Source organism: Frigoribacterium sp. CFBP 13729, assembly GCF_014841875.1.
Taxonomy (GTDB): Bacteria; Actinomycetota; Actinomycetes; order Actinomycetales; family Microbacteriaceae; genus Frigoribacterium.
Genome location: NZ_JACYUR010000003.1, coordinates 362,210 through 385,044, shown reverse-complemented (window position 1 = coordinate 385,044; position 22,835 = coordinate 362,210). Strand labels below are relative to the sequence as shown.

The following is a 22,835-nucleotide window of genomic DNA, read 5'->3' as shown; positions in this document are numbered from 1 at the left end:
CTCAGGCGTGGGTGGTGCGCTCGTGCTCGGCGTGGTCGGCCGGCTCGAGCTGGAACGTCGCGTGCTCGACCTCAAAGTGCGACGCGAGGCACCTGTCGAGGGCGTCGAGGGTCTCGTCGACGCGCATGTCGCAAAAGACGTCGCGCTCGACGACGACGTGCGCCGAGAAGACGGTCGCGCCGCTGGTGATCTGCCAGGCGTGCACGTCGTGGGCGGAGACCACCCCGGGCGTGTCGGTGATGTGCGTGCGCACGGCCGCGAGGTCGATGTCGCCCGGCGCCGAGCCGAAGAGCACGCGGACGGCCTCGCGCAGCAGCGACCACGCCCGCGGCACGATCATGGCCGCGATGATTAGCGAGCCCACCGAGTCGGCCTGGGCGAAGCCCGTCGTCAGCACGACGACCGAGGCGACGACGACCGCCGCCGACCCGAGCAGGTCGCCGAGCACCTCGAGGTAGGCGCCGCGCATGTTGATCGAGTGGGAGGCGCCGCCGCGCAGCACGAGCAGCGCCACGACGTTGGTCGCCCCGCCCACGAGGCCGACGACGAGCATCGGCAGGCCCAGCACCTCGAGGTGGCTCGGGTCGAGGAGCCGCGACACGGCGGCGACGGCCACCGAGAGCGAGACGGCGACGAGCACGAGGCCGTTGATCAGCGCCGCGAAGACCTCGGCGCGTCGGTAGCCGTAGGTCTGACGGCCGCTCGCGGGGCGGGCGGCGACGATCGTCGCCAACAGTGCGATGACGAGGCCGGCCAGGTCGGAGGCCATGTGGCCGGAGTCGGCGAGCAGCGCGAGCGAGCCGGAGAGGGCCGCACCGACGAGCTGGGCGACGAGGCCCAGGGCGATGACGCCGATCGCGAGGCGCAGGCGACGGCCGTCGGCGGCCATGTGGCCGTGCGCGTGGTCGTGGCCCATGCGTCGCTCCTCACGTCACCCGGTCGGCCCGCCGGGTGCTGGCCGTCGTCGACCCTACCGGCGGCGACCGACGCTCGACAGGTGTGCGAGCCAGTCGATGACGAGGATCGTTCCCGACTGCGCGACCCAGGCCGAGAGGGGGAACACAGGAGGCGCCTCGGTCGTTGGGAGCGTCATGACCGACACCGGCGCCTCCTCCGTCCCCCGCCCCTCCTCGTCCGGTCCGCTCGTCGGCGTGACCGGCTCGACCGGTGCCGTGGGCGGCCGTGTCGCGGCGGCGCTCGCCGCGGCCGGCGTCCGGCAGCGCCTGGTCGTCCGCGACGCCTCGAGGGCGCCCCGCCTGGAGGGAGCCGAGGTGGCGGAGGCGACCTACGGCGACCACGAGGCCTCCGTCGCGGCGCTGCGCGGCGTCGACGTCCTCTTCATGGTGTCGGCGGCCGAGGCGCCCGACCGGCGGGCCCAGCACCTGGACTTCGTCGCGGCGGCCGCCGAGGCCGGCGTGGGCCACGTCGTCTACACGTCGTTCCAGGGCGCGGCCCCCGACGCCGTCTTCACCCTCGCCCGCGACCACTGGGCCACCGAGGAGGCGCTGCGCGCGTCGGGCATGCAGGTCACCCTGCTGCGCGACTCCTTCTACCTCGACGTGCTGCCCGAGTTCGCGGACGAGCAGGGCGTGCTCCGCGGGCCCGCCGGGTCGGGGCGCGTCGCCGCGGTCGCGCGGGCGGACGTCGCGGACGTGGTCTCGGCCGTGCTGCAGGAGCCGTCGGCGCACGCCGGTGCGACCTACGAGCTGACCGGCTCGGAGGCGGTCAGCCTCGAGGAGGCCGCGGCACGCCTGGCCGGCGCGCTCGGCCGGCCGTTCTCCTTCGCCGACGAGACGCTCGACGAGGCGTACGCCTCACGCGAGCGCTGGCAGCCCGAGCCGTGGCAGGCCGACGCGTGGGTCAGCACGTACACGTCGATCGCGTCGGGCGAGGTGTCCCGCGTCACGACCGACGTGCGCGACCTCACCGGCCACGACCCGTTGACGATCGAGACCCTCTTCGGCCCGCGCGGCGCCTGAGCCGCCGCGCTGCCGCGTACTGCTGCCTGCCATGCTGGCGGGTTCCCGCCGGCTCAGCGGACGCGTCGCGCGGACAGCACGCCGCTGACCCCGAGCACGAGCACCGACACGAAGATCCCGACCATCGGCAGCTCCCACCCGCCGGAGGCGTCGTGCAGCCCGCCGATCGCCAGCGGCCCTAGCGAGGCGATGGCGTAGCCGCCGCCCTGCACGAGGGCCGAGAGGCGGCGGGCGTCGTCGCCGGTCGTGGCCATCCGCACGATCACGATGAAGATGATCGTGATGCCGCCGCCCTGGGCCGCGCCGCCGAAGATCGACCAGATCAGCCAGTGCTCGGGCGCGAAGAAGAGGCCGAGCGGCATGGCCGTCCAGAGCACGCCGATCAGCGCGATGACCGCGGACGGGCGCCAGCGCAGGGCGAGCAGCGGGACGCCGAGCGCCCCGACGACCGCCATGATCTGGAACACCGACGAGCTCGCCCCGGCGGCCTCGCGGGTGAGGCCGATCTCGTCGCCGAGCAGCGTGGGCATCCACGCGGTGAGCCCGTAGTAGGCGAAGGCCTGGCCTGCGAAGGCGAGGGTGAGGCCCCAGGTGGTCCAGCGGCGCAGCAGCGGCCGGCGCCGCGCCTCCGCGTCGGCCTCGTGGGCGGCGGCCTCGACGACGTCGATGCCGCCGGTCATGACGTCGGCCGAGGAGGCGCCTCCTGCGTCGACCGCCCCGCTCCCGGCCCGTGCCCCCACGCCGAGCGCGACCCGCGGCCCGACGGCGACGGCCCACACGGCCACCGCCAGCACGGCGAGCAGCCCCCAGCCGACCAGCGCGGCCGGCCAGCCGACGACCGAGGCGATCGGCGCGGTCGCCAGCGACGTGATCATCGACCCGACGTTGAGCGCCGACGTGTAGATGCCCGTGACGAAGCCCGCGCGCTCGGGCGTGTAGTCGCGCCGGATGATGACCGGCAGCACGACGTTGCCAACGGTGATCGCGATGCCGATCACGATCGTGCCGACGTAGAGCCAGGACGAGGTGCCGAGGGCGCGCAGCACGGTGCCGAGCAGGACCCCGGCGAGGCCGATGCTGACGGCGCGCTCGGCGCCGACCTTGACGATCAGGCTCGAGGCGAGCGGGCTCGCGAGGGCGAAGCAGAGCACGGGGATGCTGGTCAGCAGCCCGGCGACCACGGCGGTGAGGCCGAGGTCGGCGCTCATCTGGCCGAGGACGGGCGCCGTCGCGACGATGGGGCCGCGCAGGTTGAGCGCGATGAGGACGATCGCGAGGGTGAGCAGCCAGGCGGCGGGCGAGCGGACCGCGGCCGAGCCGGCCTGCCTCACGCCGCGCCGCGCACGGGTGCCGTGACGAGCTCGATGCCGAGCAGGTCGGCCACCTCGCGCACGTCGGAGGCGACGGCGACGGCGCCGACGTGCTCGGCGGGCTCGCCGTAGCCCCAGGTCACGAGGATGGTCGGCACGTCGTGCTCGGCCGCGCCCTCGACGTCGTGGTGGCGGTCGCCGATCAGCACCGGACGCGAGACGTCGGCGCCGCGCTCGCGCAGGCGGCGGAGGGCCTCGGCGACGACGTCGGCCTTCGTGTTGCGCACCTCGTCGTCGGACGCCCCGGTGATCAGGTCGAGGTACTGCACGAGGTCGTGCGCCTCGAGGATCTTGGTGGCCGGGGTCTCGGGCTTCGAGGTGGCCGTCGACGTGGGCAGCCCCGCGGCGTGCACGCTGGCGAGCAGGTCGCGGACCCCGGGGAAGATCTCGCCCTCGAGGGCGCCGTTCGCGAGGTAGTGCGCGCGGTAGGTGCGCATCGCCTCCGCGAGGCGGTCGCCGGTCAGGCCGAGGCGCACCTCGAAGCTCTGCGGCAGGGGCGGGCCGACCCAGGCCATCAGCTCGGACTGCTCGGGCACGGGCAGGCCGAGCGAGGCGATGGTGTGCGCGAGGCTGGCCGTGATCGCCGGCGCCGAGTCGGCGATCGTGCCGTCGAGGTCGAACAGGACGGCCGTGTAGGAGGGAGTCATCCCCTCCAGCTTACGAGCGCCGCGGAGCTCCGGCCGCGGCCGGAGCCGCTAGAACAGCCGCGAGTGCGAGTCGTCGAGCCCGCGCATCGCGTCGTAGTCGAGCAGCAGGGTGCGGATGCCTCGGTCGTGCGCGAGGGTGCGGGCCTGCGGCTTGATCTCCTGTGCGGCGAAGACGCCGGTGACGGGTGCCAGGTGCGGGTCGCGGTTCATCAGCTCGAGGTAGCGCGTCAGCTGCTCGACCCCGTCGATGTCGCCGCGGCGCTTGAGCTCGACGGCCACGGCGGCGCCGGAGGCGTCCCGGGCGAGGATGTCGACCGGTCCGATCGCAGTCATGTACTCGCGGCGGACGAGCACGTGCCCCTCGCCCAGCAGGTCGATCTGCTCGGCGAGCAGCTTCTGCAGGTCGGCCTCGACGCCGTCCTTCGTGAGCCCGGGGTCGACGCCCATCTCGTGGGACGAGTCGTGCAGCACCTCGTGGATCGACACGACGAGGATGTCGGCGGTCTTCGCCTGCGTGACCTTCCAGAGCTCGACGACCCCCGCCTCCTGCTGGTCGGCGTCGGGCTCGAGCACGGTCAGCGTGCACGGCGGGCTCATCCAGTTCAGCGGCTTGTAGCTGCCGCCGTCGGAGTGGACCAGCAGGCTGCCGTCGCTCTTGACCATGAGCAGGCGGGTGGCGAGGGGGAGGTGGGCGCTGAGCCGGCCGGCGTAGTCGACCGAGCAGCGGGCAATGACGAGACGCACCCGACGATCCTACGGTCCGCGCGGTCCGGCGCCGTCCGGGCCCGGCTCTGCCCCGGGGCCGTCGGCTAGGCTGCGGCACCATGAGCCGGGCAGAGGGCGACGTCGCCGCGAGGCCGACCCTCGCCGCGGTCGCGCGGGCGGCCGGGGTCAGCGCGAGCACCGCCTCCTTGGCCTTCAGCGGTGCCGGCCCCGTCTCGGACGAGACGCGCAGCCGCGTGCTGGCCGTCGCCGCCGACCTCGGCTACGGCGGGCCCGACCCCCGCGCGCGGTCGCTGCGCCGCGGCCGCTCGGGCATCGTCGGCGCCGTCCTCGAGGACACCCTGAGCAACGCCTTCCGGGACCCGATCAACGTGGCGATGCTCGACGGCATCGCCGACGTCACGGGCCCCGCCGACAACAGCCTGCTGCTGCTCACCGAGACCGAGGGCGAGCACACGCGCCTGCTCGACGCCCCGGTCGACGCGCTCGTGCTGTTCGGCTGCAGCACGCGCCTCGACGCCTCCGTGTCGACGGTGCGACGTCGCGGCATCCCGCTGGTGTCGATCGAGGCGCCGCCGATGGAGGGCGTGCTCGACATCGGCGAGGACAACGTGGGCGCGTCCCGGCTGCTGGCGCAGCACCTCCACGACCTCGGCCACCGCCGCGTCGCCGTCGTCGCGCTCGAGCTGGGCCCGGGTCGCGAGACCGGGGGGATCACCGACGCACGGGTCGCGGCGGGCACGACCTGGCCTGCCCTCGAGCGGCTGCGCGGCACGCGCCTGGTCTACCCCGACGCCGGCGGGCTCGTCACACGTGGCAGCTGGACGTCCGAGGGGCACCGGGCCGGCACGCAGCTGCTCGACGTGCCCGCGTCCGAGCGCCCGACGGCGATCATCGCCCAGAGCGACCTGCTGGCCTCGGGCGTCATCGCCGCGGCGGCCGACCTGGGCCTCTCGGTGCCCGGCGACCTCAGCGTCGTGGGCTACGACGGGGTGCGGCTCGACGACCCCCGGGCCGCCGACCTCACCACGGTGGTGCAGCCCGCCGTCGAGAAGGGCCGCGCGGCCGGTCGCGCCGTGCTCGCGCTGCTCGCCGGCGAGGCCGCCACGGGCACGATCTTCACCAGCGTGTTCCGCCCGGGCTCGACGACGGCTCCGCCGCGCGCCTGAGCACGCCCGTCCCCGGCTCGTTCCGAGCACCGGCATCTCGAGTTGCCCCGAACGGCTGCTCGCCAGCCCGCCGGGCGACAGTTCGGGGCAAGTCGACCCCGAGGATGGCGAGTGACGCGCGCCTGACGCCGCGGTCGCCGGTCAGCGCGCGCCGACCACCATCCACCGGTCGGTGCGGGTGCGCAGGCCGAGCGTGACCGCACGGGCACCGATGTAGCCGAGGCCGAACGTGAGCCAGAGCGCGACCGCACCGGCCGTCCCGGGACCGACCCGCGCCTCCACCGGGAGCAGCAGCGCGAGGTAGACCAGCACGCTGACGACGCTCGCGACGGCGAGGTACCGCGCGTCGCCGGCGCCGAGCAGCACCCCGTCGAGCACGAAGACGAAGCCGGCCAGCGGGATCCCGACGGCCATCGCGACCACGACCGAGGGCAGCAGGGCCCGGACGCCCTCGTCGCTGCTGAAGACGGGCGCGAGCACCGGCGCGAGCGCGGCGAGCAGGGCGCCGAGCAGCACGCCACCGCCGCCGCCGAACAGCACGAGCCGCCGAGTGATCGCCCGCACGCGGTCGCGGTCGCCCTGGCCGAGCGCGTGCCCGACCATCGCCTGCCCCGCGATCGCGAGGGCATCGAGGGCGAACGCGAGCGTGCTGAACAGGGTCAGCGCGATCTGGATCGCCGCGAGCCCGGCGACCCCCGAGGAGGCGGCGGCCGCGACGGTCGCGACGAGCGCGGCCCGCAGACCCGCGTTCCGCACGAGCAGCCACGCGCCCGAGCGGGCGGTCCGGCCCACCCCGGCGAGGCCGGGACGCAGGTCGGCCCCGACGTCGCGCGCCGCCCGGACGGCGATGACGACGTAGACGGCGGCCATGCCCCACTGCGCGACGACCGTGCCGGCCGCGGAGCCGGCGATGCCCCAGCCGAAGCCGTAGAGGAAGAGCGCGTTGAGGGCGGCGTTCGCGGCGAACCCGACGCCGGCGACGACGAGCGGCGTGCGGGTGTCCTGCAGGCCGCGGAGCAGGCCCGTCGCCGCGATGACGACCAGCATGCCCGGCAGGCCGATCAGCGAGACGGAGAGGTAGGTCGTCGCGGCGCGGGCCACGTCGGCGTCGACCCCGAAGAGGCCGACGAGCGGCTCGGCGACGAACGCCCCGGCCACGGCGATGGCGACGCCGACGAACAGGGCGAACCACAGGCCGTCGACGCCGGCGCGGATCGCTCCGCGGCGGTCGCCCGCGCCCAGGCGCCGAGCGACGGTCGGGGTCGTCGCGTAGGCGAGGAAGATCAGCAGGCCGAGGGCCGTCTGCAGGATCACGCTCGCGACGCCCAGGCCCGCGAGGGGCACGGAGCCGAGGTGCCCGACGAGGGCCGTGTCGGTGAGGAGGAACAGCGGCTCGGCCACGAGCGCGCCCAGCGCGGGCACGGCCAGGCGGAGGATCTCGCGGTCGAGCGGCGACCGGAGGCGCACGTCTAGTCGGTGCCGCGGAGGCGGCCGACCACGGTCATCAGGTGGTAGACGACGATCGCGGCGACGGTGCCGAGGATGATGCCCCCGAAGCTCGCGCCGCCGAGCGCGAAGGTGAAGTCGGCGATGCCCATGATCAGGGCGACGCCGGCCGTCAGCTGGTTCTTCGGGCGGCTGAAGTCGACCTTGTTCTCGACCCAGATGCGGATGCCGATGACGCCGATCAGGCCGTACAGCGCCGTCGTCACGCCGCCGAGGACCCCCGGCGGGATGGTGAAGATCACGGCGCCGATCTTGGGCGAGAGGCCGAGGAGGATCGCGACGACGCCCGCGACCCAGTAGGCGGCGGTCGAGAACACGCGCGTGGCGCTCATCACGCCGATGTTCTCGCCGTAGGTGGTGGTCGCCGAGCCGCCGCCGAGACCGGCGAGCACGGTGCTCAGGCCGTCGGCGAAGAGGGCACGGCCGGTCAGCGGGTCGAGGTCGCGCTTCGTCAGCTGCCCGACGCCCTTCACGTGGCCGACGTTCTCGGCGATGAGGGCGAGCACGACGGGCAGGAACCCGAGGTAGATCGGCAGCTGGGCCAGGTCGAACGCGGGCGCCGTGAAGGTCGGCAGCCCGATCCAGGCGGCATCGCCGACGGCGCTGAAGTCGACCTCGCCGAGCAGCACGGCGGCGACGTAGCCGACGACGACGCCGACGAAGATCGACAGGCGGCCGAGGAGGCCCTTGAAGAGCACGGCGCTGAGCACGACGGCGGCGAGCGTGATGACGGCGGTGAGCGGCGCCTGCGCGAAGTTGTCGCGCGCCGCGGGCGCCAGGTTGAAGCCGATCAGGGCGACGATGGCACCGCTGACCACCGGGGGGAGCAGGGCGTTGATCCAGCGCGTGCCGGCGAGGTGCACGACGACGCCGACGATCGCCAGCAGGGCGCCGACGACGATGATCCCGCTGAGCGCGAGCGGGATCCCGCCGACCGCCGTCGCGGCGCCGATGGGCGCGAGGAACGCGAACGACGAGCCGAGGTAGCTCGGCAGCTTGTTCTTCGTGATGATGAGGAACAGCAGCGTGCCGATGCCCGAGAAGAGCAGGGTCGTGCTCGGCGGGAAGCCCGTGATGATCGGCACGAGGAACGTCGCGCCGAACATGGCGACGACGTGCTGACCGCCCAGGCCGATGGTGCGCGGCCAGGTGAGCCGCTCCTCCGGGGCGACGATCTCGGTGGAGTCGACCGTCTTGCCGTCGCCGTGCAGTGCCCAGGGGAGTGCCATGGGCAGAACTGTAGCGGCGCGCTGTTTCCTGCTCGTTTCCTGCACCGCGCCTGTGGAGGGGCAGGGCGCTCTGCACAGGCCCTGCCGCGTCGGGCGCGGCGTCGCCGGCCCCGCCTAGGCTGACGGACATGACGACCGACGCGCTGTCCTCCGGCATCACCACCGACGAGCTCGACCCGGGCGTGCGCCCTCAGGACGACCTGTTCCGCCACGTCAACGGGCGGTGGATCGAGCGGACCGAGATCCCCGACGACAAGGCGCGCTACGGCTCCTTCTACCTCCTCGCAGAAGAGGCGGAGGCGGCGGTCCGCGACATCGTGCACGAGTCGCAGTCGGCCGAGCCGGGCACCGAGGCCCGCAAGGTCGGCGACCTGTTCACCAGCTTCACCGACGAGGCCCGGGTGGAGGCGCTCGGCGCCGAGCCGCTGCGCCCGCTCCTCGAGACGGTCGCGTCCGTCGACGACGTGCCCGGGCTGCTCCGCCTCGTCGGCGCCTTCGAGAAGCAGGGCGTCGCGAGCTTCGTCCAGCTCTTCGTCGACAACGACCCGGGCGACCCCACGCGGTACGTCGTGCAGGTCGAGCAGGGCGGCCTGGGGCTGCCCGACGAGTCGTACTACCGCGAGGAGAAGAGCGAGGCGATCCGCACCTCCTACGTGGCCTTCGTCTCGCGCATGCTGGGACTCGCGGGCCTCGACGACGCCGACGAGCGGGCGTCACGCGTGATGCAGCTCGAGACCGCCATCGCGTCGCACCACTGGGACAACGTCGCCACCCGCGACAGCGACGCGACCTACAACCTGCTGCCGTGGTCCGAGGCGGCCGCGCTCGCCGAGGGCGTCGACCTCGACGTGTGGCGCGTCGCGGTGGGCGCGCCCGCCGGCGTGTTCGACGAGGTCGTCGTGCGCGAGCCCTCGTTCGTGACGGGCCTCGCCGGGCTGATGACCGACGAGCACCTCCCGGCCTGGCAGGACTGGCTGCGCTGGCAGGTCGTCCGCTCGTTCGCCGCGTACCTGTCGTCGGCCTTCGTCGAGGCGAACTTCGACTTCTACGGGCGCACCCTGACGGGCACCCCCGTGCAGCGGGCCCGCTGGAAGCGCGGCGTCTCGTTCGTCGAGGGCGCCATGGGCGAGGCCGTCGGCCGCATCTACGTCGAGCGCCACTTCGCGCCCGAGGCGAAGGAGGCGATGGACGTGCTGGTCGAGAACCTCGTCGAGGCCTACCGTCGCAGCATCGCCGACCTGTCGTGGATGACCGACGAGACGCGGGCGCGCGCCCTCGACAAGCTCGAGAAGTTCACGCCCAAGATCGGCTTCCCCGTGAAGTGGCGCGACTACTCGGCCCTCGAGGTCGACCCCGGCGACCTCGTCGGCAACGTCCGCGCCTCGGCCGTCGTCGGCTTCGACCGCGAGCTGGGCAAGATCGGCCAGCCGATCGACCGCGACGAGTGGTTCATGACGCCGCAGACCATCAACGCGTACTACAACCCCGGCTTCAACGAGATCGTGTTCCCCGCGGCCATCCTCCAGTTCCCCTTCTTCGACGCGAGCCGCGACGCCGCGGCCAACTACGGCGCCATCGGTGCCGTGATCGGGCACGAGATCGGCCACGGCTTCGACGACCAGGGCTCGAAGTACGACGGCGACGGCAAGCTCACCGACTGGTGGACGCCGGCGGACCGCGAGGCCTTCGAGCGCCTCACGACCTCGCTCATCTCGCAGTACGACGCCCTCGCCCCGGCACAGGTGCCCGAGCACCACGTCAACGGCGCGCTCACGATCGGCGAGAACATCGGCGACCTCGGCGGGCTGTCCATCGCCTACGACGCGTACTTGATCTCGCTCGACGGCGCCGAGGCGCCGGTGATCGACGGGATGACGGGGGCGCAGCGCTTCTTCCTCAGCTGGGCGCAGGCGTGGCAGATCAAGCTCCGCGACGAGGAGGCGATCCGGCTGCTGTCGATCGACCCGCACTCGCCCAACGAGTTCCGCTGCAACCAGATCGTGCGCAACATCGACGACTTCTACGACGCGTTCGAGCTGACGGAGTCCGACGCGCTCTGGCTCCCCGCCGAGCAGCGCGTCACGATCTGGTAGCCGTGCCGCCCGCGGAGGGCCCGATCGGCCAGGAGGGACTGCCCGGCCATGAGGGGCTGCCCGGTCAGGGTGTGCCGGGTCGGGGTGGCCGGTCCGGTCGACACAGCAGCCGGGCGGACGAGGTGGTCGAGGCAGGGCGGCACGCGCCGCCCTCGCCGCCGGCCGGTCTCGGGCGCGCGCTGACGGCCCTGGGCGACCTCGCGGCCGAGGGCGTGCGGGTCTCGGCGTCGGTCTGGGACCTCGATGACGGCACCGAGCTGCTCGCCGTCGACGACCGCGTCGTGCTGCCCGTCGGCCAGCTCGGAGCGGTGCTGCTGCTGATCGAGGTCAGCGCGCAGATCGAGGCAGGTCAGCTCGGCGCCCTCGACGAGCTCGAGCGCATCGCCGGTCCGGGCAGCCGGGCGGCCCTCGGCGGCGGCGGCATCTGGTCGTACCTGCAGCGACGTCGGCTGGCCGTCACCGACGCGGCAGCCCTCGTCGGGGCCGTGCGCGACCCCGCCGCCGTCAACGCGCTGCTCGCCAGGGTCGGGCTCGAGGCGGTCCGGGCCAGGGCCGCCGACCTGGGCATGCGCAACACCGCACTGCTCGACGAGATCCGGTCCGAGCGCGGTCCCGACGACGCGCCTGCCCCCTCCGTCGGCTCGACCCGGGAACTCGCCCAGCTGACGGCCCTGCTCGCGCAGGGGCAGGTGGTCGGGTCCGCGGTCAGCAGCCGGGTGCTCGGCTGGCTGTCGCTCGGGGTCGACCTGTCGTTCGTCGCGGCGCCCCTCGGCCTCGACCCCGTGTCGCACCGCCGGACCGACCACGACCTGCAGCTCGTCAACGCGGTGGGCAGCGACCGCGGTGTCCGTTCCGAGCTCGGGGTGCTGCGCGGGCCGCTGGGCGGCGTGGCCTACGCCGTGACGGTGACGTTCGACGACCTCACGCTCGAGCGCCGCCTCCGGGTGCTCGCCGCGGCCCGAGCGGTCGGCGTCGACCTGCTCGCGCGCGTCCGCTGACGCGCGGCCCGCCCCGGTCCACTCGCGCCTCGAAGGTGCCTACCGGCAAATGCCGACCAGCAAATGCCGACCGTTCGGCCCTCGCAGGCTCTGCAACACGGGGAATTCCCGTCATTGCAGCACTCGAGGTCGGGTTCTGCAGCTACAGCTACAGCTACAGCTACAGCTACAGCTACAGCTACAGCTACAGCGGCAGCGCCAGGGGCCGGGGCGGGCCCGGGGGCGAGCGCAGCTCAGTCGACCAGGTCGAGCTCGACCACGACGCGCAGGGTCTCGACGCCGGCTGGAGGGCACCGGTGCGCGTCCGCCGACGTGACCCAGTGCAGCGCGCCGATCTCGCCCGAGGGCGACGGCTCGGCTCCGGCGTCCGTCGGCCTCGCCGACCAGAGGCGCATGTGCACCTCGCGCCCCTCGGGCTCGCCGTGGGCCTGGGTCCGGACGGTGCCGAGCTCGCGGAGCGACGAGCGGTCGAGCTCGAGGCCGACCTCCTCGCGGGTCTCGCGGACGAGGGCGTCCTCGCCGGTCTCGCCTGCCTCCTGCTTGCCGCCGGGGAGGTAGAGCACGTCGCGTCCGCGAGCCGTGACCATGAGGAGGCGCCGGTCGCGCACCAGCACGAGGGCACTGACGACGATCGGGTCCATCCCCCCATCCTCGGGCATCACGGAGCGGTGCTCGCGACACGCCCCTCAAGACGCGAGTGTTCTGCGCTGGCGCACCCCGACTTGCTGCTGTCTCGAGGCCCTCACCACCGGATCACGCGCAGACTACGCGTAGGAAGAGCAGGGCAGAGCGGAGGTGCGAGGGGAGGCTCAGCCGACGTCGCGGTGACGGAGCCGCTCGTCGTCGGCAGGGCGCAGCACGGCTGGCTCGACGGCGGCGGCCCGGGTGTCCGTCAGGCCGAACAGCGACTCGAGGCCGTCGCGGAACTCCTCGCCGCGCCCCTCGCGGGCGAGCTCGCGGGCCCGGACCGACGGGGTGTGCAGCAGCACGCCGGCCAGGTGGCGCAGCGCCGACTCCGTGCGCTCGGACGAGTCGCCGCGCGACCGGGCGCGCTCGATCTCGGCGTCGAGCAGGTCGAAGACGTGGCGGCGCAGCGCGACGACGGCCGGGGTGAGCGACTGCTCGGCCGCGACGGCGTGGAACTCGGCGGCGGCGCTCGAGACGAGTGCGCGGGCGTCGTCGGCGGCGGTCAGCTCGGCCATCGGGGCGTGCAGGCTGATGGTCTCGAGGTCGAGAAGCTCGACCCCGGGCACGCGGGCGACGAGGGGGTCGACGTTGCGGGGCAGGCCGAGGTCGATGACGAGGCGGCGCGAGGCGTCGACGACCTCGGGCACGACGACGGGCTCGGGGGTCGAGGTGCAGGTGATGAGCACGTCGCTCCACGAGATGGCCTCGGCCAGGTCGTCGAAGGGGCGCAGGTCGTGCTTGAGCCCGAACCAGGAGGCGCGGCCCGACGCCGAGAACACGGCGAGGTCGGCCCCGCCCCGGTCGCGCAGCGCGGCCACGGTGGTGGCGGCGTACTGGCCGGTGCCGACGATGAGCACGCGCGCCTGCGACCAGTCGGTCACCCGCGACGAGGCGAGCTCGAGGGCGAGGCGGACGAGCGAGCGCCCGGCTCCGCCGACGTTGGTGCGGTTCTTGACCCCGCGCGAGGTCTGGGACGCCTTCTGGAACAGCCGCTCGAGGTCACGCGACGTCGTGCCGCGCATGCGGGCGGCCTCGAGGGCCCGGCGGACCTGGCCCGAGATCTCGTCCTCGCCGATGACGACCGACTCGAGGCCCGAGCTCACGGCGAACAGGTGCTCGACGACCTCGTCGCCGGTGATGACGCGGACGTTGTCGCGCATCTCGTCGGCCTCGATGCCGCTGGCCTCGCTCATGGTGCTGATGGTGGCCTCGACCGCGACGGAGGCGGCGGCCGTCAGCGGCTCTTCCACGTCGACGTAGGCCTCGAACCGGTTGCAGGTCGCGAGCACGACGGCCCCGCCCACGAAGTCGTTCGCGTCGACCAGGGTGCTCGCCGCGGAGGGTGCGCCGATGCTCAACTTCTCGAGGAGGTCGAAGCTGGCGTTCCGGTGGGACGCCGTGAGGCAGATGAGCACCCGTCGATGATAACTCTCATGCGCCGGTCGAACCCGGGGGTTGCCTCGATGTCGAGGCTGTGCACAGGCGATCCGTGCACAGGCTGCACATTCCGCAGCGCGCGTTCAGGAGGCGCCTGTCAGCCTGGCAGACGGCCTCGCATCACCGGGGCCCCGCACGACCAGAGGAGCACCACCATGACCGAAGGCACCACCCGCACCACCGACGCCGGCAGCACCGCCACGAGCACCCAGTGGCAGCTCGTCGCCCGCCCGCACGGCGAGCCGACCACCGACGACGTCCGCGAGGTCGAGGTCGAGCTGCCCGCGCTCGCGGCGGGCGAGGTGCGCGTGGCCAACGAGTTCCTCTCGGTCGACCCGTACATGCGCGGCCGGATGAACGACGTGAAGTCGTACGTGCCGCCCTTCGCCCTCGGCGAGACGATGACGGGCGGCGCGATCGGCCGGGTCGTCGCGTCCGCCTCCGACGACCTGCCCGTCGGCACGGTGGTGCAGCACGACCTGGGCTGGCGCGACGTCGCGCAGGGCGCCTCCTCGTCGTTCCGGGCCGTCGAGCCGGCGCCCGGCGTCGAGCTCTCCGCCTACCTCGGCGTGCTCGGCCTCACCGGCCTCACGGCCTACGTCGGGCTGACCGAGATCGCGGGCATCCGCGAGGGCGACGTCGTCTTCGTCTCGGGCGCCGCGGGCGCGGTCGGCACGATGGTCGGCCAGATCGCCCGTCTCAAGGGCGCCTCCCGCGTGGTCGGCAGCGCCGGCAGTGCGGAGAAGGTCGAGCTGCTCACCTCGAAGTACGGCTTCGACGCCGCGTTCAACTACAAGGACGGCGACGTCGCCGAGCTGCTGGCCGAGGCCGCGCCCGACGGCATCGACCTCTACTTCGACAACGTCGGAGGCGACCACCTGTCGGCCGCGCTGGCCAGCTTCAAGGACGGCGGCCGGGCAGCGCTCTGCGGCTCGATCGCCGGCTACAACGCGACCGGCGCGCCCGTCGGCATCACCGGCACCACGAACATCGTGACCCGCGGCCTGATGCTCAAGGGCTTCACGCTCGGGAACTACCGCCACGTCGCTCCGGCGTTCCAGGCCGAGATGGGCCCGTGGCTCGCGGCCGGCGAGGTCGTGCACGACGAGACCGTCGTCGAGGGCATCCACTCGGCCTTCGACGCGTTCACCGGCCTGATGCGCGGCGAGAACGTCGGCAAGATGGTCGTCGCGGTCTGACCTCGGTCTGACCTCGAGCTGACATCGAGGTGACGCTCCGGGGGAGTGCGTCCGACGCGCACCCCTCGGCCGCGTCACCTCGATCCCGGCGCCGCCCAGCGGGCGGGTGGGACACTGGGGCACGTGACCCTGCCCGACACGCACCCGCTCCTCTCCGGCCGCACCGCCTCCTCGTCCCTCGTCCGTGCCCTGCGCGGCGACCGGCCCGAGGTGCTGCCCGTCTGGTTCATGCGCCAGGCCGGCCGCTCGCTGCCCGAGTACCGCGCGCTGCGCGTCGGCACGGCGATGCTCGACGCCTGCCTCGACCCGGCGCTCTCGAGCGAGATCACCCTGCAGCCCGTCCGTCGGCACGGCGTCGACGCCGGCATCTTCTTCAGCGACATCGTCGTGCCGATCAAGCTCGCGGGGGTCGGCGTCGACATCGTCGCCGGGCGCGGTCCCGTGCTCGACCAGCCGATCCGCACGCCCGACGACGTCGCCGCGCTGCGTCCCCTCGAGCAGGAGGCGCTGGCCCCGATCGCCGAGGGCGTCGCCCGCACCGTGGCCGAGCTGGACAACACCCCCCTGATCGGTTTCGCCGGCGCCCCCTTCACGCTGGCGGCCTACCTCGTCGAGGGCGGCCCGTCGAAGGACCACATCCGCGCCCGCGCCCTCATGCACAGCGACCCCGAGACCTGGCAGGCCCTGCTCGGCTGGGCCGCCGACGTGACCGGGGCGTTCCTCCGAGCCCAGGTGCTCGCCGGGGCCAGCGCCGCCCAGCTCTTCGACTCGTGGGTCGGCAGCCTGTCGCTGTCCGACTACGAGCAGCACGTGGCGCCGTTCTCGGCCCGCGCGCTGTCGCACGTCGCCGACCTCGACGTCCCGACCATCCACTTCGGCGTCGGCAGCGGCGAGGTGCTGAGCGCCATGCACGGCGTCGGGGTCGACGCCGTCGGGGTCGACTGGCGCATCCCGCTCGACGAGGCCTCGCGGCGACTCGGCGGCGACGTGCCCGTCCAGGGCAACATCGACCCCGCGATGCTGCAGGCGCCGTGGCCGGTGCTCGAGGCGCACGTCCGCGAGGTCGTCCGCCGTGGCCGTGCCGCACCTGCGCACGTCCTCAACCTCGGCCACGGCGTCGGACCCGACACCGACCCCGACGTGCTGACCCGCATCGTCGCACTGGCCCACACCCTGTAGGAGGCGCGCGACCGTGACCGAGGCGACCCGCTCCTCCGGGGCGGCCACGCAGCGCGTCCTCGTGGTGGGCGGCGGCGTCGCCGGCCTCGTCGTCGCGCGCGACCTCGCGGCGGCCGGCGTCGCCGTCACGCTCGTCGAGGCCTCGGACCGGCTCGGCGGCGAGGTCGGCCGCCACGTCGTCGGCGGCCTGCCCCTCGACGCCGGCGCCGAGAGCTTCGCGACCCGCGGCGGCACGGTGCAGGCGTACCTCGACGAGCTCGGGCTCGGCGGCGACGTCGTGCTGCCCGACCCGCGCGGGGCCTGGGTGCAGCACGGCGCCGGACAGGCCTTCCCCCTGCCCCGCACGGGCCTGCTCGGCATCCCCGGCGACCTGACGGCCGACGACGTCGTCGCGGTCGTCGGCGCGGCGGGCACGGCCGAGGCGGCGCGGCTCGACGCGGCGCCGGGCGACGTCGGAGCCGACGAGACCTCGGTCGGCGGCCTCGTCCGCGTCCGCATGGGCGTCGCCGTGCTCGACCGGCTCGTCACCCCGATCATCGGCGGAGTCCACTCCGTGCACCCCGACCTGCTCTCCGTCGACCGGGTCGCCCCCGGCCTCCGGGCGGCGCTGCGGCGGGAGGGCTCGCTGGCCGCGGCCGTCCTCAGCGTGCGCGCGCTCGCGCCGGCGGGGTCCGCGGTCGCCGGGCTGCGCGGCGGCATGGCCAGCCTGGCGGAGGCGCTGGTCGCCGAGCTCGACCGACTCGGCGTCGAGGTGCGGCGGGGAGCCCACGTCGCCGTGCTCGACGCCCGCTCGGTGACGCTGACCGGCAGCGACGACGTCGCGCACGACGAGCACGGGGCGACACCCGAGCGCCTCGAGGCCGACGTCGTCGTGCTCGCGGTCGGCGACGGCGCAGGACGCGTGCTCGGCGGACGACCCGCCCACGCTGCAGGACTCATCACGTTGGCCACGCTCGTGCTGCGCGACGACCGCCTCGACGCGGCGCCCCGCGGCACCGGGGTGCTCGTCGCGCCCGGCGCCGACGGCGTGCGCGCCAAGGCGCTCACCCACGCGACGGCGAAGTGGCCGTGGCTCGCGGAGCGGGCCGACGGTCGGCACGTCCTCCGGCTCAGCTACGACTCCCCGGTCGTCACGGCGGCCACGAGCGACGACGACCTGCGCTCCACGGCGCTCGCCGACGCGTCGGTGCTGCTCGGGCTGTCGCTCGACCCCGCCACGGTCGAGGACGCGGCGCGCGTCGAGTGGTCCGCGCCCCTCCCGCAGGAGGCGGCGGGCGCCTCCTCGTCCCTGCCCGACGGCGTCGTCCGCGTCGGCGGCGCCGTGGCCGGTCGGGGGCTCGCCGCCGTGATCGCCCACGCGCGTCGCGTCGCCGCCGAGCTCGTCGCCCGCTGACCTGGTCGCCCGAGCTCGCACTCGCGCTCGCTCTCGAGTCGCCCCGAACGGTCGCGCGGGAGGCCCCAGGACAGCCGTTCGGGGCAACTCGACCGGCGCGGCGGCCGAGCACGGGCGCGTCCGGGCGGCGGCGGGCGGCACCGGGCTACATTGGGACAGCGCATCGGGCACCGGTCCGTGCGCCCCCACACATGAATGGAGCGACATGCGAGGCAAACTGATCTTCGTCGCCGGAGCAGCCGTCGGATTCGTGCTGGGCGCTCGCGCCGGCCACGAGCGCTACGAGCAGATCGCCGCGAACTCGTCGAAGCTGTGGAACAGCCGCGCCGTGCAGCGGCAGGTCGTCAAGGCCGAGGACTTCGCGGGCGCCAAGGCCGCCGACGCGGTCGACGCGGTCGTCAACGGCGTGAAGACGGTGGCCGTCAAGGCCGTCGGAGGCGGGAAGAAGAAGAAGTGACCGACTCCACCCGGAGCGACAAGGTCCGACGCGGCTCGAAGTCGCGCTCGTTCTTCGCCCTGGTCCAGGACGTCCCGAGCCTGGTCACCGACCTCGTCAAGGGCGAGCTCGCCCTGCTCAAGTACGAGATCATCGGCACGCTCAAGGCCTTCGGCATCGGCGCGGGGTTCCTCGTCGGCGCGCTGGTCTTCGTCTTCGCCATGCTCGGGGTGCTGCTCACGGGCATCGTTCTGTTGATCGCGATCTGGCTGCCCGGCTGGCTGTCGGCGCTGATCGTGGCCTTCGTGCTCCTCGTCGTCGCCGCCCTGCTGGCGTTCCTCGGCTACAGGAGCATCAAGAAGGGCCTCCCGGCCGTGCCGGAGAAGACGATCGCGAGCCTCAAGCGCGACCTCAAGGCCGTCAAGGGCGTCGGGACCATCCCGGGGCACGACGTCACCGAGTTCTGAGCCGCCGCCTCCGCGACTCCCTGCGAGCCCCGCTCGACCCCTCCTCCCCGCCCGCACCGATCGGAGACCCCGTGAGCGACAGCACCGCCAAGAACGACAGCATCGACAAGGCCGACAAGAACGACGGCAGCGACATCCAGGCACACATCGACCGCACCCGTGCCGAGCTGGCCGCCACGCTCAACGAGCTCGAGGACAAGCTCAACGTCCCCAAGCAGCTCGGGATCGCGGGCCACCGCGCGAAGTCGTCGTTCTCGCGCGACCCGCTGCCCTGGGTCGCGGGTGCCGGCGTCGCCGCGCTGGCGCTCGCGGGCGTCGTCGTCGCGGCCGTCCGGTCGCGCTGACCGGCGGCCGTCCGGTCGCCCTGACCGACAGCCCGGCCGCGAGCCCGTCCGACGGCCCCCGCCGGACGGCCCCCGGGCGACCGGCCGGAGATCGCTCGACGACGTCGCAACCTGGTTGGGCTCCCAGCCCGCACAGGTGGAGAATGGCTCCATGAGTCACAGCGCCGACTCGCCAGTCCCCGAGCTGCCGACGTCCGATTCCCCTCCTGCCGAGCGCCCCGGCGCCGAGCGCCTCGGGTACACCCTCTGGGCAGTCCTCCGACGCGACCCCCAGAACCCGTACGCCCCCGAGCACGAGGACGTCGCGCAGCTCGACGAGCTCGTCGAGGCCCTCGCCTCCGAGGGCGTGGTCGTCCGCGGCTTCTACGACGTCAGCGCCCTCCGGGCCGACGCCGACGTCATGATCTGGCTGCACGGCGAGGTCCCCGAGGCGATCCAGTCGGCGTACCGCCGCCTCCTGCGCACCGACGTCCTCGGCGGCCTGCTGCCGACCTGGAACGCGATGGGCATGCACCGCGACGCCGAGTTCTCGCGGAGCCACAGCCCCGCGTTCATGCGCGGCAAAGAACCGGAGGCGTGGCTCACGGTCTACCCCTTCGTCCGCAGCTACGAGTGGTACCTGCTGCCCGAGGCCGAGCGCCGTCAGATGCTCGCCGACCACGGCAAGCAGGGCTCCGAGCACCGCGCCGTGCTCACCAACACGGTGGCCAGCTTCTCCCTCGGCGACTACGAGTGGATCCTGGCCCTCGAGGCTCCCGAGCTCGTGCAGCTCGTCGACCTCATGCGCGACCTCCGCTACACCGAGGCCCGCCGACACGTCCGCGAGGAGATCCCGTTCTACACGGGCCGTCGCATCACCACCACCGAGATCATCGAGGTCCTGTCGTGACCGACACCACCGGCATCACCAACGGCCAGCTCGTCCGGGCTGCCACCCCCGCCGCAGCGCAGGGGCCCGAGCACGTCAGCGTGCCCACCGACTACGACGCGATCCTCCTCGCCGGCTTCGGCGGGCCCGAGGGCCAGGACGACGTCATCCCGTTCCTCCGCAACGTCACGCGCGGCCGCGGCATCCCCGAGGAGCGCCTGGAGGAGGTCGCGACGCACTACCGCCACTTCGGCGGCGTCAGCCCCATCAACGAGCACAACCGCGAGCTCAAGGCCGCCCTCGAGGGCGAGCTGTCGCGGCGCGGCATCGACCTGCCCGTGATCTGGGGCAACCGCAACTGGGACCCGTACATGGCCGACGCCGTGCGCGAGGCCGACGAGCGCGGCTTCACCAAGCTCATCGCGGTCGCGACCAGCGCCTACTCGTCCTACAGCTCGTGCCGCCAGTACCGCGAGGACTTCGCGATGGCGCTCGAGGCCACCGGGCTCGAGGGCAAGATCATGATCGACAAGGTGCGTCAGTTCTTCGACCACCCCGGCTTCGTCCAGCCGTTCATCGACGGCGTGCGCGAGGGCCTCGAGAAGGCCCGCGCTGAGAACGCCGACCTCGACCTCGCGACCGAGGTGCAGGTGCTCTTCGCGACGCACTCGATCCCGTCGACCGACGCCGCCCGCAGCGGTCCCGAGGCGCGCGGCTTCGACGACGAGGGCGCGTACGCGGCCCAGCACAAGGCCGTCGCCGAGGTCGTCATGGCCGCGGCCGAGGCCGGTCTCGGGCTGGACCTGCCCGCCGGCGGCGGCACCACCGTGCCGTGGCAGCTCGTCTACCAGTCGCGCAGCGGCCCGCCCTCGATGCCGTGGCTCGAGCCCGACATCAACGACGCCATCGACGACCTCGCCGGCGGCCCGACGCGTGCCGTCGTCATCGTGCCGCTCGGCTTCGTGAGCGACCACATGGAGGTCATGTGGGACCTCGACGAGGAGGCGCTCGAGACCAGCGAGAAGAACGGCTTCTGGGCCACGCGCACCCCCACCCCCGGCATCGACCCGAACTACGTGACCGGCCTCGTCGACCTCGTCCTCGAGCGCGTCGAGGGCACGCCCGTCGACGACCGTCCGCACCTCACCGACATCGGGCCCTGGTACGACGTGTGCCGCCCGGGCTGCTGCGAGAACGTGCGCCTCGGGTTCAAGCCCGCCGTCTCGGGATTGGTGCCGTAGGAGCGTGGCGACACTCCGAGTAGGCACCCGGGCCAGCGCGCTGGCCGTCGCGCAGTCCACCACGGTCGCCGAGCGCCTCGCGGTCGCGACCGGCCACGACGTCGAGCTCGTCCGCGTGCACACCGAGGGCGACCGCACCCAGGCGACGGGCGAGTCGCTCTCGCTCGGCGGCACGGGCGTGTTCGCGAGCGCGCTGCGCGAGGCGCTGCTCGCCGACGAGTGCGACGTGCTGGTGCACTCCCTCAAGGACCTGCCGACCGCCTCCCACCCGGGTCTGCACATCGGGGCGATCCCGGGCCGGGCCGACGCCCGCGACGCGCTCTGCGCCCGTGACGGCCTCACCCTCGAGACGCTGCCGCAGGGCGCGAAGGTCGGCACCGGCTCGCCGCGTCGCGTGGCCCAGCTGCTCGCCCGGCGTCCCGACCTCGAGGTCGTGCCGATCCGCGGCAACGTCGACACCCGCCTCCGTCGCCTCGAGGACGACCTGGACGCCGTCGTGCTCGCCGCCGCCGGCCTCGGCCGTCTCGGCCGCTCGACCTCGGTGACCGACCTGCTCGGCCTCGGCCCGTGGCCCAGCGCCCCCGGCCAGGGAGCGCTCGCGGTCGAGGTGCGCGAGGGCGACCCCAGCGACGACCTGGCCCGTGGGCTCCGAGCCATCGAGCACGTCGAGACCCGTCTCGTCGTCACCGCCGAGCGCGAGGTGCTCGCCGGGCTCGAGGCCGGCTGCTCGGCGCCCATCGGCGCGACCGCCGTCGTCGACGCCGGCCTGCTGCTGCTCAGCGCCACGGTCTACAGCCCCGACGGCTCGCGCCGCATCAGCTCGTCGCACGCGGTGTCGCTCGAGGAGGGGCCCGTCACGGCCCAGCTCGCCGACGTCCACGAGGTGGCCGGCCGCGTCGTGGACGAGCTGCTCGAGCTCGGCGCGGCCGAGCTCGCGCCCATCGGCGGCGGGCCCTCGGGCGGGGACCCCCTGGGGAGCGCGTCGTGACCGCCGCCAAGCCGCTCAAGGGCGTGCGCGTCCTCGTGCCGCGCGGTGGCAAGTGGGGCGACGGCGTCTCGGCGTCCCTCCGCTCGTACGGCGCGGCGCCCGTCATCGCGCCGCTCATCAACTTCGCGCCCGCCGAGACGCCCGAGCTGCTCGCCGCCGCCTTGGCGCGACTGCAGGCGGGCGTCTACGAGTGGCTCGTCGTCACCAGCGCCACGACCGTCGACGTGCTCGTCGGCAACGGGATCCGGCCCATCCCCGCGACGCGCATCGCCGCCGTCGGAGAGACGACCGCCGCAGCCCTGACGCTCGCCGGCTACCACGTCGACTTCGTCCCCGAGGGCGACAACTCCGCCCGCGGCCTCGTCAAGGAGTGGCCGTCGGAGCTCGTCGCCGGGCGCGTGCTCGTGCCCCAGTCCGACATCGCCGAGCCGACCCTGGTCGCCGGCCTGTCCGCCCGGGGCTTCGACGCCGAGTTCGTCTCGGCGTACCGCACCGTCGGCGTGCCCGTCACCGACGACGTGGTGCGCGACGTCGCCTCCGGCGACATCAGCGTGCTGCTCGTCACGTCGGGCAGCGTCGCACGGCAGATCGCCGCCCAGCTGGCGCCCCTGCCTGAGAACACGGTCGTCGCCTGCATCGGCCCGCGCACGGCGTTCGACGCCCGTGCGGCCGGGCTGCCCGTCCACCTCATCGCCGAGACGCGCTCCGCCGCGGCCCTGGTGGAGGCGGTGGTCGAGAACGCCGTCGCGGGCGGCACGGCCGACCTCGACGACGCGTACGGAGGGGGTCGCTGACGCGACCCTCCCGCGGTGCCCGCACCGCGCCTCCTCGGCTCGACCGTGCCGGGGTCCCGACATCGACGACCATCGACGACCCGAGAAG

At 73.9% G+C, this 22,835-nt stretch carries 23 protein-coding genes; 14 read left to right on the top strand and 9 right to left on the bottom strand.

Going from position 1 to position 22,835, the window contains the following annotated elements:
• Nucleotide 1 precedes the first annotated feature (1 nt).
• A complete protein-coding gene (locus IFT77_RS12225; RefSeq protein ID WP_192170121.1) occupies nt 2-916 on the bottom strand; it encodes a cation diffusion facilitator family transporter in 915 nt (304 codons plus the stop codon).
• Nucleotides 917-970: 54 nt separating this feature from the next.
• A complete protein-coding gene (locus IFT77_RS17235; protein ID WP_256413418.1) occupies nt 971-1,093 on the bottom strand; it encodes a hypothetical protein in 123 nt (40 codons plus the stop codon).
• On the opposite strand from IFT77_RS17235, the gene IFT77_RS12220 reads away from it, so the two are divergent.
• Complete coding sequence (locus IFT77_RS12220; protein ID WP_192170120.1) at nt 1,092-1,979, top strand: NmrA family NAD(P)-binding protein; 888 nt, start codon at nt 1,092-1,094, stop codon at nt 1,977-1,979. The genes IFT77_RS17235 and IFT77_RS12220 overlap by 2 nt on opposite strands.
• Nucleotides 1,980-2,032: 53 nt before the next feature.
• Here the strand turns inward: IFT77_RS12220 and IFT77_RS12215 are convergent, their stop codons facing one another.
• From IFT77_RS12215 to nucS, 3 genes are read right to left on the bottom strand one after another with little or no spacing between them, the layout of a single operon-like run.
• Nucleotides 2,033-3,310 carry a CynX/NimT family MFS transporter gene (locus tag IFT77_RS12215; RefSeq protein ID WP_192170119.1) on the bottom strand — a complete coding sequence of 426 codons (1,278 nt, stop codon included), beginning with the start codon at nt 3,308-3,310 and terminating at the stop codon, nt 2,033-2,035.
• A complete protein-coding gene (locus IFT77_RS12210) occupies nt 3,307-3,996 on the bottom strand; it encodes an HAD hydrolase-like protein (RefSeq protein WP_192040509.1) in 690 nt (229 codons plus the stop codon). The genes IFT77_RS12215 and IFT77_RS12210 overlap by 4 nt, the downstream gene beginning before the upstream one ends.
• 48 nt (nt 3,997-4,044) lie before the next feature.
• Complete coding sequence (gene nucS, locus IFT77_RS12205) at nt 4,045-4,740, bottom strand: endonuclease NucS (RefSeq protein ID WP_123547425.1); 696 nt, start codon at nt 4,738-4,740, stop codon at nt 4,045-4,047.
• 80 nt (nt 4,741-4,820) lie between these two features.
• On the opposite strand from nucS, the gene IFT77_RS12200 reads away from it, so the two are divergent.
• Complete coding sequence (locus IFT77_RS12200; RefSeq protein ID WP_192170118.1) at nt 4,821-5,888, top strand: LacI family DNA-binding transcriptional regulator; 1,068 nt, start codon at nt 4,821-4,823, stop codon at nt 5,886-5,888.
• Between the two features lie 141 nt (nt 5,889-6,029).
• Here IFT77_RS12200 and IFT77_RS12195 read toward each other — a convergent pair whose 3' ends face one another.
• Both IFT77_RS12195 and IFT77_RS12190 read right to left on the bottom strand, forming a co-directional pair.
• On the bottom strand, nt 6,030-7,355 hold the full coding sequence (locus tag IFT77_RS12195; RefSeq protein ID WP_371741041.1) for an MATE family efflux transporter: 1,326 nt from the start codon (nt 7,353-7,355) through the stop codon (nt 6,030-6,032).
• A gap of 2 nt (nt 7,356-7,357) precedes the next feature.
• Entirely contained in the window at nt 7,358-8,623 is a 1,266-nt protein-coding gene (locus tag IFT77_RS12190; RefSeq protein WP_192040511.1) for a uracil-xanthine permease family protein, read from the bottom strand.
• 128 nt (nt 8,624-8,751) lie between these two features.
• Between IFT77_RS12190 and IFT77_RS12185 the strand changes: the two genes are divergently transcribed.
• Both IFT77_RS12185 and IFT77_RS12180 read left to right on the top strand, forming a co-directional pair.
• Nucleotides 8,752-10,716: a M13 family metallopeptidase gene (locus IFT77_RS12185; protein WP_192040512.1), complete on the top strand. Its 1,965-nt coding sequence runs from the start codon at nt 8,752-8,754 to the stop codon at nt 10,714-10,716.
• Between the two features lie 122 nt (nt 10,717-10,838).
• The gene (locus IFT77_RS12180) at nt 10,839-11,714 is read left to right on the top strand and encodes a serine hydrolase (RefSeq protein WP_192170117.1); all 876 of its coding nucleotides are present in this window, start codon (nt 10,839-10,841) and stop codon (nt 11,712-11,714) included.
• Nucleotides 11,715-11,947: 233 nt separating this feature from the next.
• Here the strand turns inward: IFT77_RS12180 and IFT77_RS12175 are convergent, their stop codons facing one another.
• Nucleotides 11,948-12,355: an NUDIX domain-containing protein gene (locus IFT77_RS12175; RefSeq protein WP_192170116.1), complete on the bottom strand. Its 408-nt coding sequence runs from the start codon at nt 12,353-12,355 to the stop codon at nt 11,948-11,950.
• Nucleotides 12,356-12,523: 168 nt separating this feature from the next.
• Nucleotides 12,524-13,816 carry a glutamyl-tRNA reductase gene (locus tag IFT77_RS12170; RefSeq protein WP_192170115.1) on the bottom strand — a complete coding sequence of 431 codons (1,293 nt, stop codon included), beginning with the start codon at nt 13,814-13,816 and terminating at the stop codon, nt 12,524-12,526.
• A gap of 177 nt (nt 13,817-13,993) precedes the next feature.
• Between IFT77_RS12170 and IFT77_RS12165 the strand changes: the two genes are divergently transcribed.
• From IFT77_RS12165 to IFT77_RS12120, 10 genes are all read left to right on the top strand, one after another.
• Nucleotides 13,994-15,037: an NADP-dependent oxidoreductase gene (locus IFT77_RS12165; protein WP_192170114.1), complete on the top strand. Its 1,044-nt coding sequence runs from the start codon at nt 13,994-13,996 to the stop codon at nt 15,035-15,037.
• Between the two features lie 123 nt (nt 15,038-15,160).
• Nucleotides 15,161-16,216 (top strand): uroporphyrinogen decarboxylase, encoded by a 1,056-nt coding sequence (hemE, locus tag IFT77_RS12160; RefSeq protein ID WP_192170113.1) that lies wholly within the window; start codon nt 15,161-15,163, stop codon nt 16,214-16,216.
• Nucleotides 16,217-16,229: 13 nt separating this feature from the next.
• Complete coding sequence (locus tag IFT77_RS12155; RefSeq protein ID WP_192170112.1) at nt 16,230-17,609, top strand: FAD-dependent oxidoreductase; 1,380 nt, start codon at nt 16,230-16,232, stop codon at nt 17,607-17,609.
• A gap of 205 nt (nt 17,610-17,814) precedes the next feature.
• Nucleotides 17,815-18,066, top strand: coding sequence for a hypothetical protein (locus IFT77_RS12150; RefSeq protein ID WP_123547434.1), 252 nt, complete (start codon nt 17,815-17,817; stop codon nt 18,064-18,066).
• Nucleotides 18,063-18,512, top strand: coding sequence for a phage holin family protein (locus IFT77_RS12145; protein WP_371741040.1), 450 nt, complete (start codon nt 18,063-18,065; stop codon nt 18,510-18,512). Before IFT77_RS12150 ends, IFT77_RS12145 begins: the two co-directional genes overlap by 4 nt.
• Before the next feature lie 71 nt (nt 18,513-18,583).
• A complete protein-coding gene (locus tag IFT77_RS17230; RefSeq protein WP_192170111.1) occupies nt 18,584-18,856 on the top strand; it encodes a DUF3618 domain-containing protein in 273 nt (90 codons plus the stop codon).
• A 151-nt stretch (nt 18,857-19,007) separates the two neighbouring features.
• Nucleotides 19,008-19,745, top strand: a complete 738-nt coding sequence (gene hemQ / locus IFT77_RS12135) for a hydrogen peroxide-dependent heme synthase (RefSeq protein WP_192040519.1) — start codon at nt 19,008-19,010, stop codon at nt 19,743-19,745.
• Nucleotides 19,742-20,965, top strand: coding sequence for a ferrochelatase (locus tag IFT77_RS12130; RefSeq protein WP_192040520.1), 1,224 nt, complete (start codon nt 19,742-19,744; stop codon nt 20,963-20,965). The genes hemQ and IFT77_RS12130 overlap by 4 nt, the downstream gene beginning before the upstream one ends.
• 4 nt (nt 20,966-20,969) lie before the next feature.
• Nucleotides 20,970-21,953: a hydroxymethylbilane synthase gene (hemC, locus tag IFT77_RS12125; protein ID WP_192170110.1), complete on the top strand. Its 984-nt coding sequence runs from the start codon at nt 20,970-20,972 to the stop codon at nt 21,951-21,953.
• The gene (locus IFT77_RS12120; protein WP_192040522.1) at nt 21,950-22,747 is read left to right on the top strand and encodes a uroporphyrinogen-III synthase; all 798 of its coding nucleotides are present in this window, start codon (nt 21,950-21,952) and stop codon (nt 22,745-22,747) included. The genes hemC and IFT77_RS12120 overlap by 4 nt, the downstream gene beginning before the upstream one ends.
• Nucleotides 22,748-22,835: the final 88 nt, after the last annotated feature.

Coding starts and splice junctions, on each gene's coding strand:
- IFT77_RS12175 (WP_192170116.1), bottom strand. CDS start 12,355: ATGGACCCGATCGTCGTCAGTGCCCTCGTGCTGGTGCGCGACCGGCGC.
- IFT77_RS12210 (WP_192040509.1), bottom strand. CDS start 3,996: ATGACTCCCTCCTACACGGCCGTCCTGTTCGACCTCGACGGCACGATC.
- IFT77_RS12220 (WP_192170120.1), top strand. CDS start 1,092: ATGACCGACACCGGCGCCTCCTCCGTCCCCCGCCCCTCCTCGTCCGGT.
- IFT77_RS12225 (WP_192170121.1), bottom strand. CDS start 916: ATGGGCCACGACCACGCGCACGGCCACATGGCCGCCGACGGCCGTCGC.
- IFT77_RS12150 (WP_123547434.1), top strand. CDS start 17,815: ATGCGAGGCAAACTGATCTTCGTCGCCGGAGCAGCCGTCGGATTCGTG.
- IFT77_RS12200 (WP_192170118.1), top strand. CDS start 4,821: ATGAGCCGGGCAGAGGGCGACGTCGCCGCGAGGCCGACCCTCGCCGCG.
- hemQ (WP_192040519.1), top strand. CDS start 19,008: ATGAGTCACAGCGCCGACTCGCCAGTCCCCGAGCTGCCGACGTCCGAT.
- IFT77_RS12165 (WP_192170114.1), top strand. CDS start 13,994: ATGACCGAAGGCACCACCCGCACCACCGACGCCGGCAGCACCGCCACG.
- IFT77_RS12185 (WP_192040512.1), top strand. CDS start 8,752: ATGACGACCGACGCGCTGTCCTCCGGCATCACCACCGACGAGCTCGAC.
- IFT77_RS12190 (WP_192040511.1), bottom strand. CDS start 8,623: ATGGCACTCCCCTGGGCACTGCACGGCGACGGCAAGACGGTCGACTCC.
- IFT77_RS17235 (WP_256413418.1), bottom strand. CDS start 1,093: ATGACGCTCCCAACGACCGAGGCGCCTCCTGTGTTCCCCCTCTCGGCC.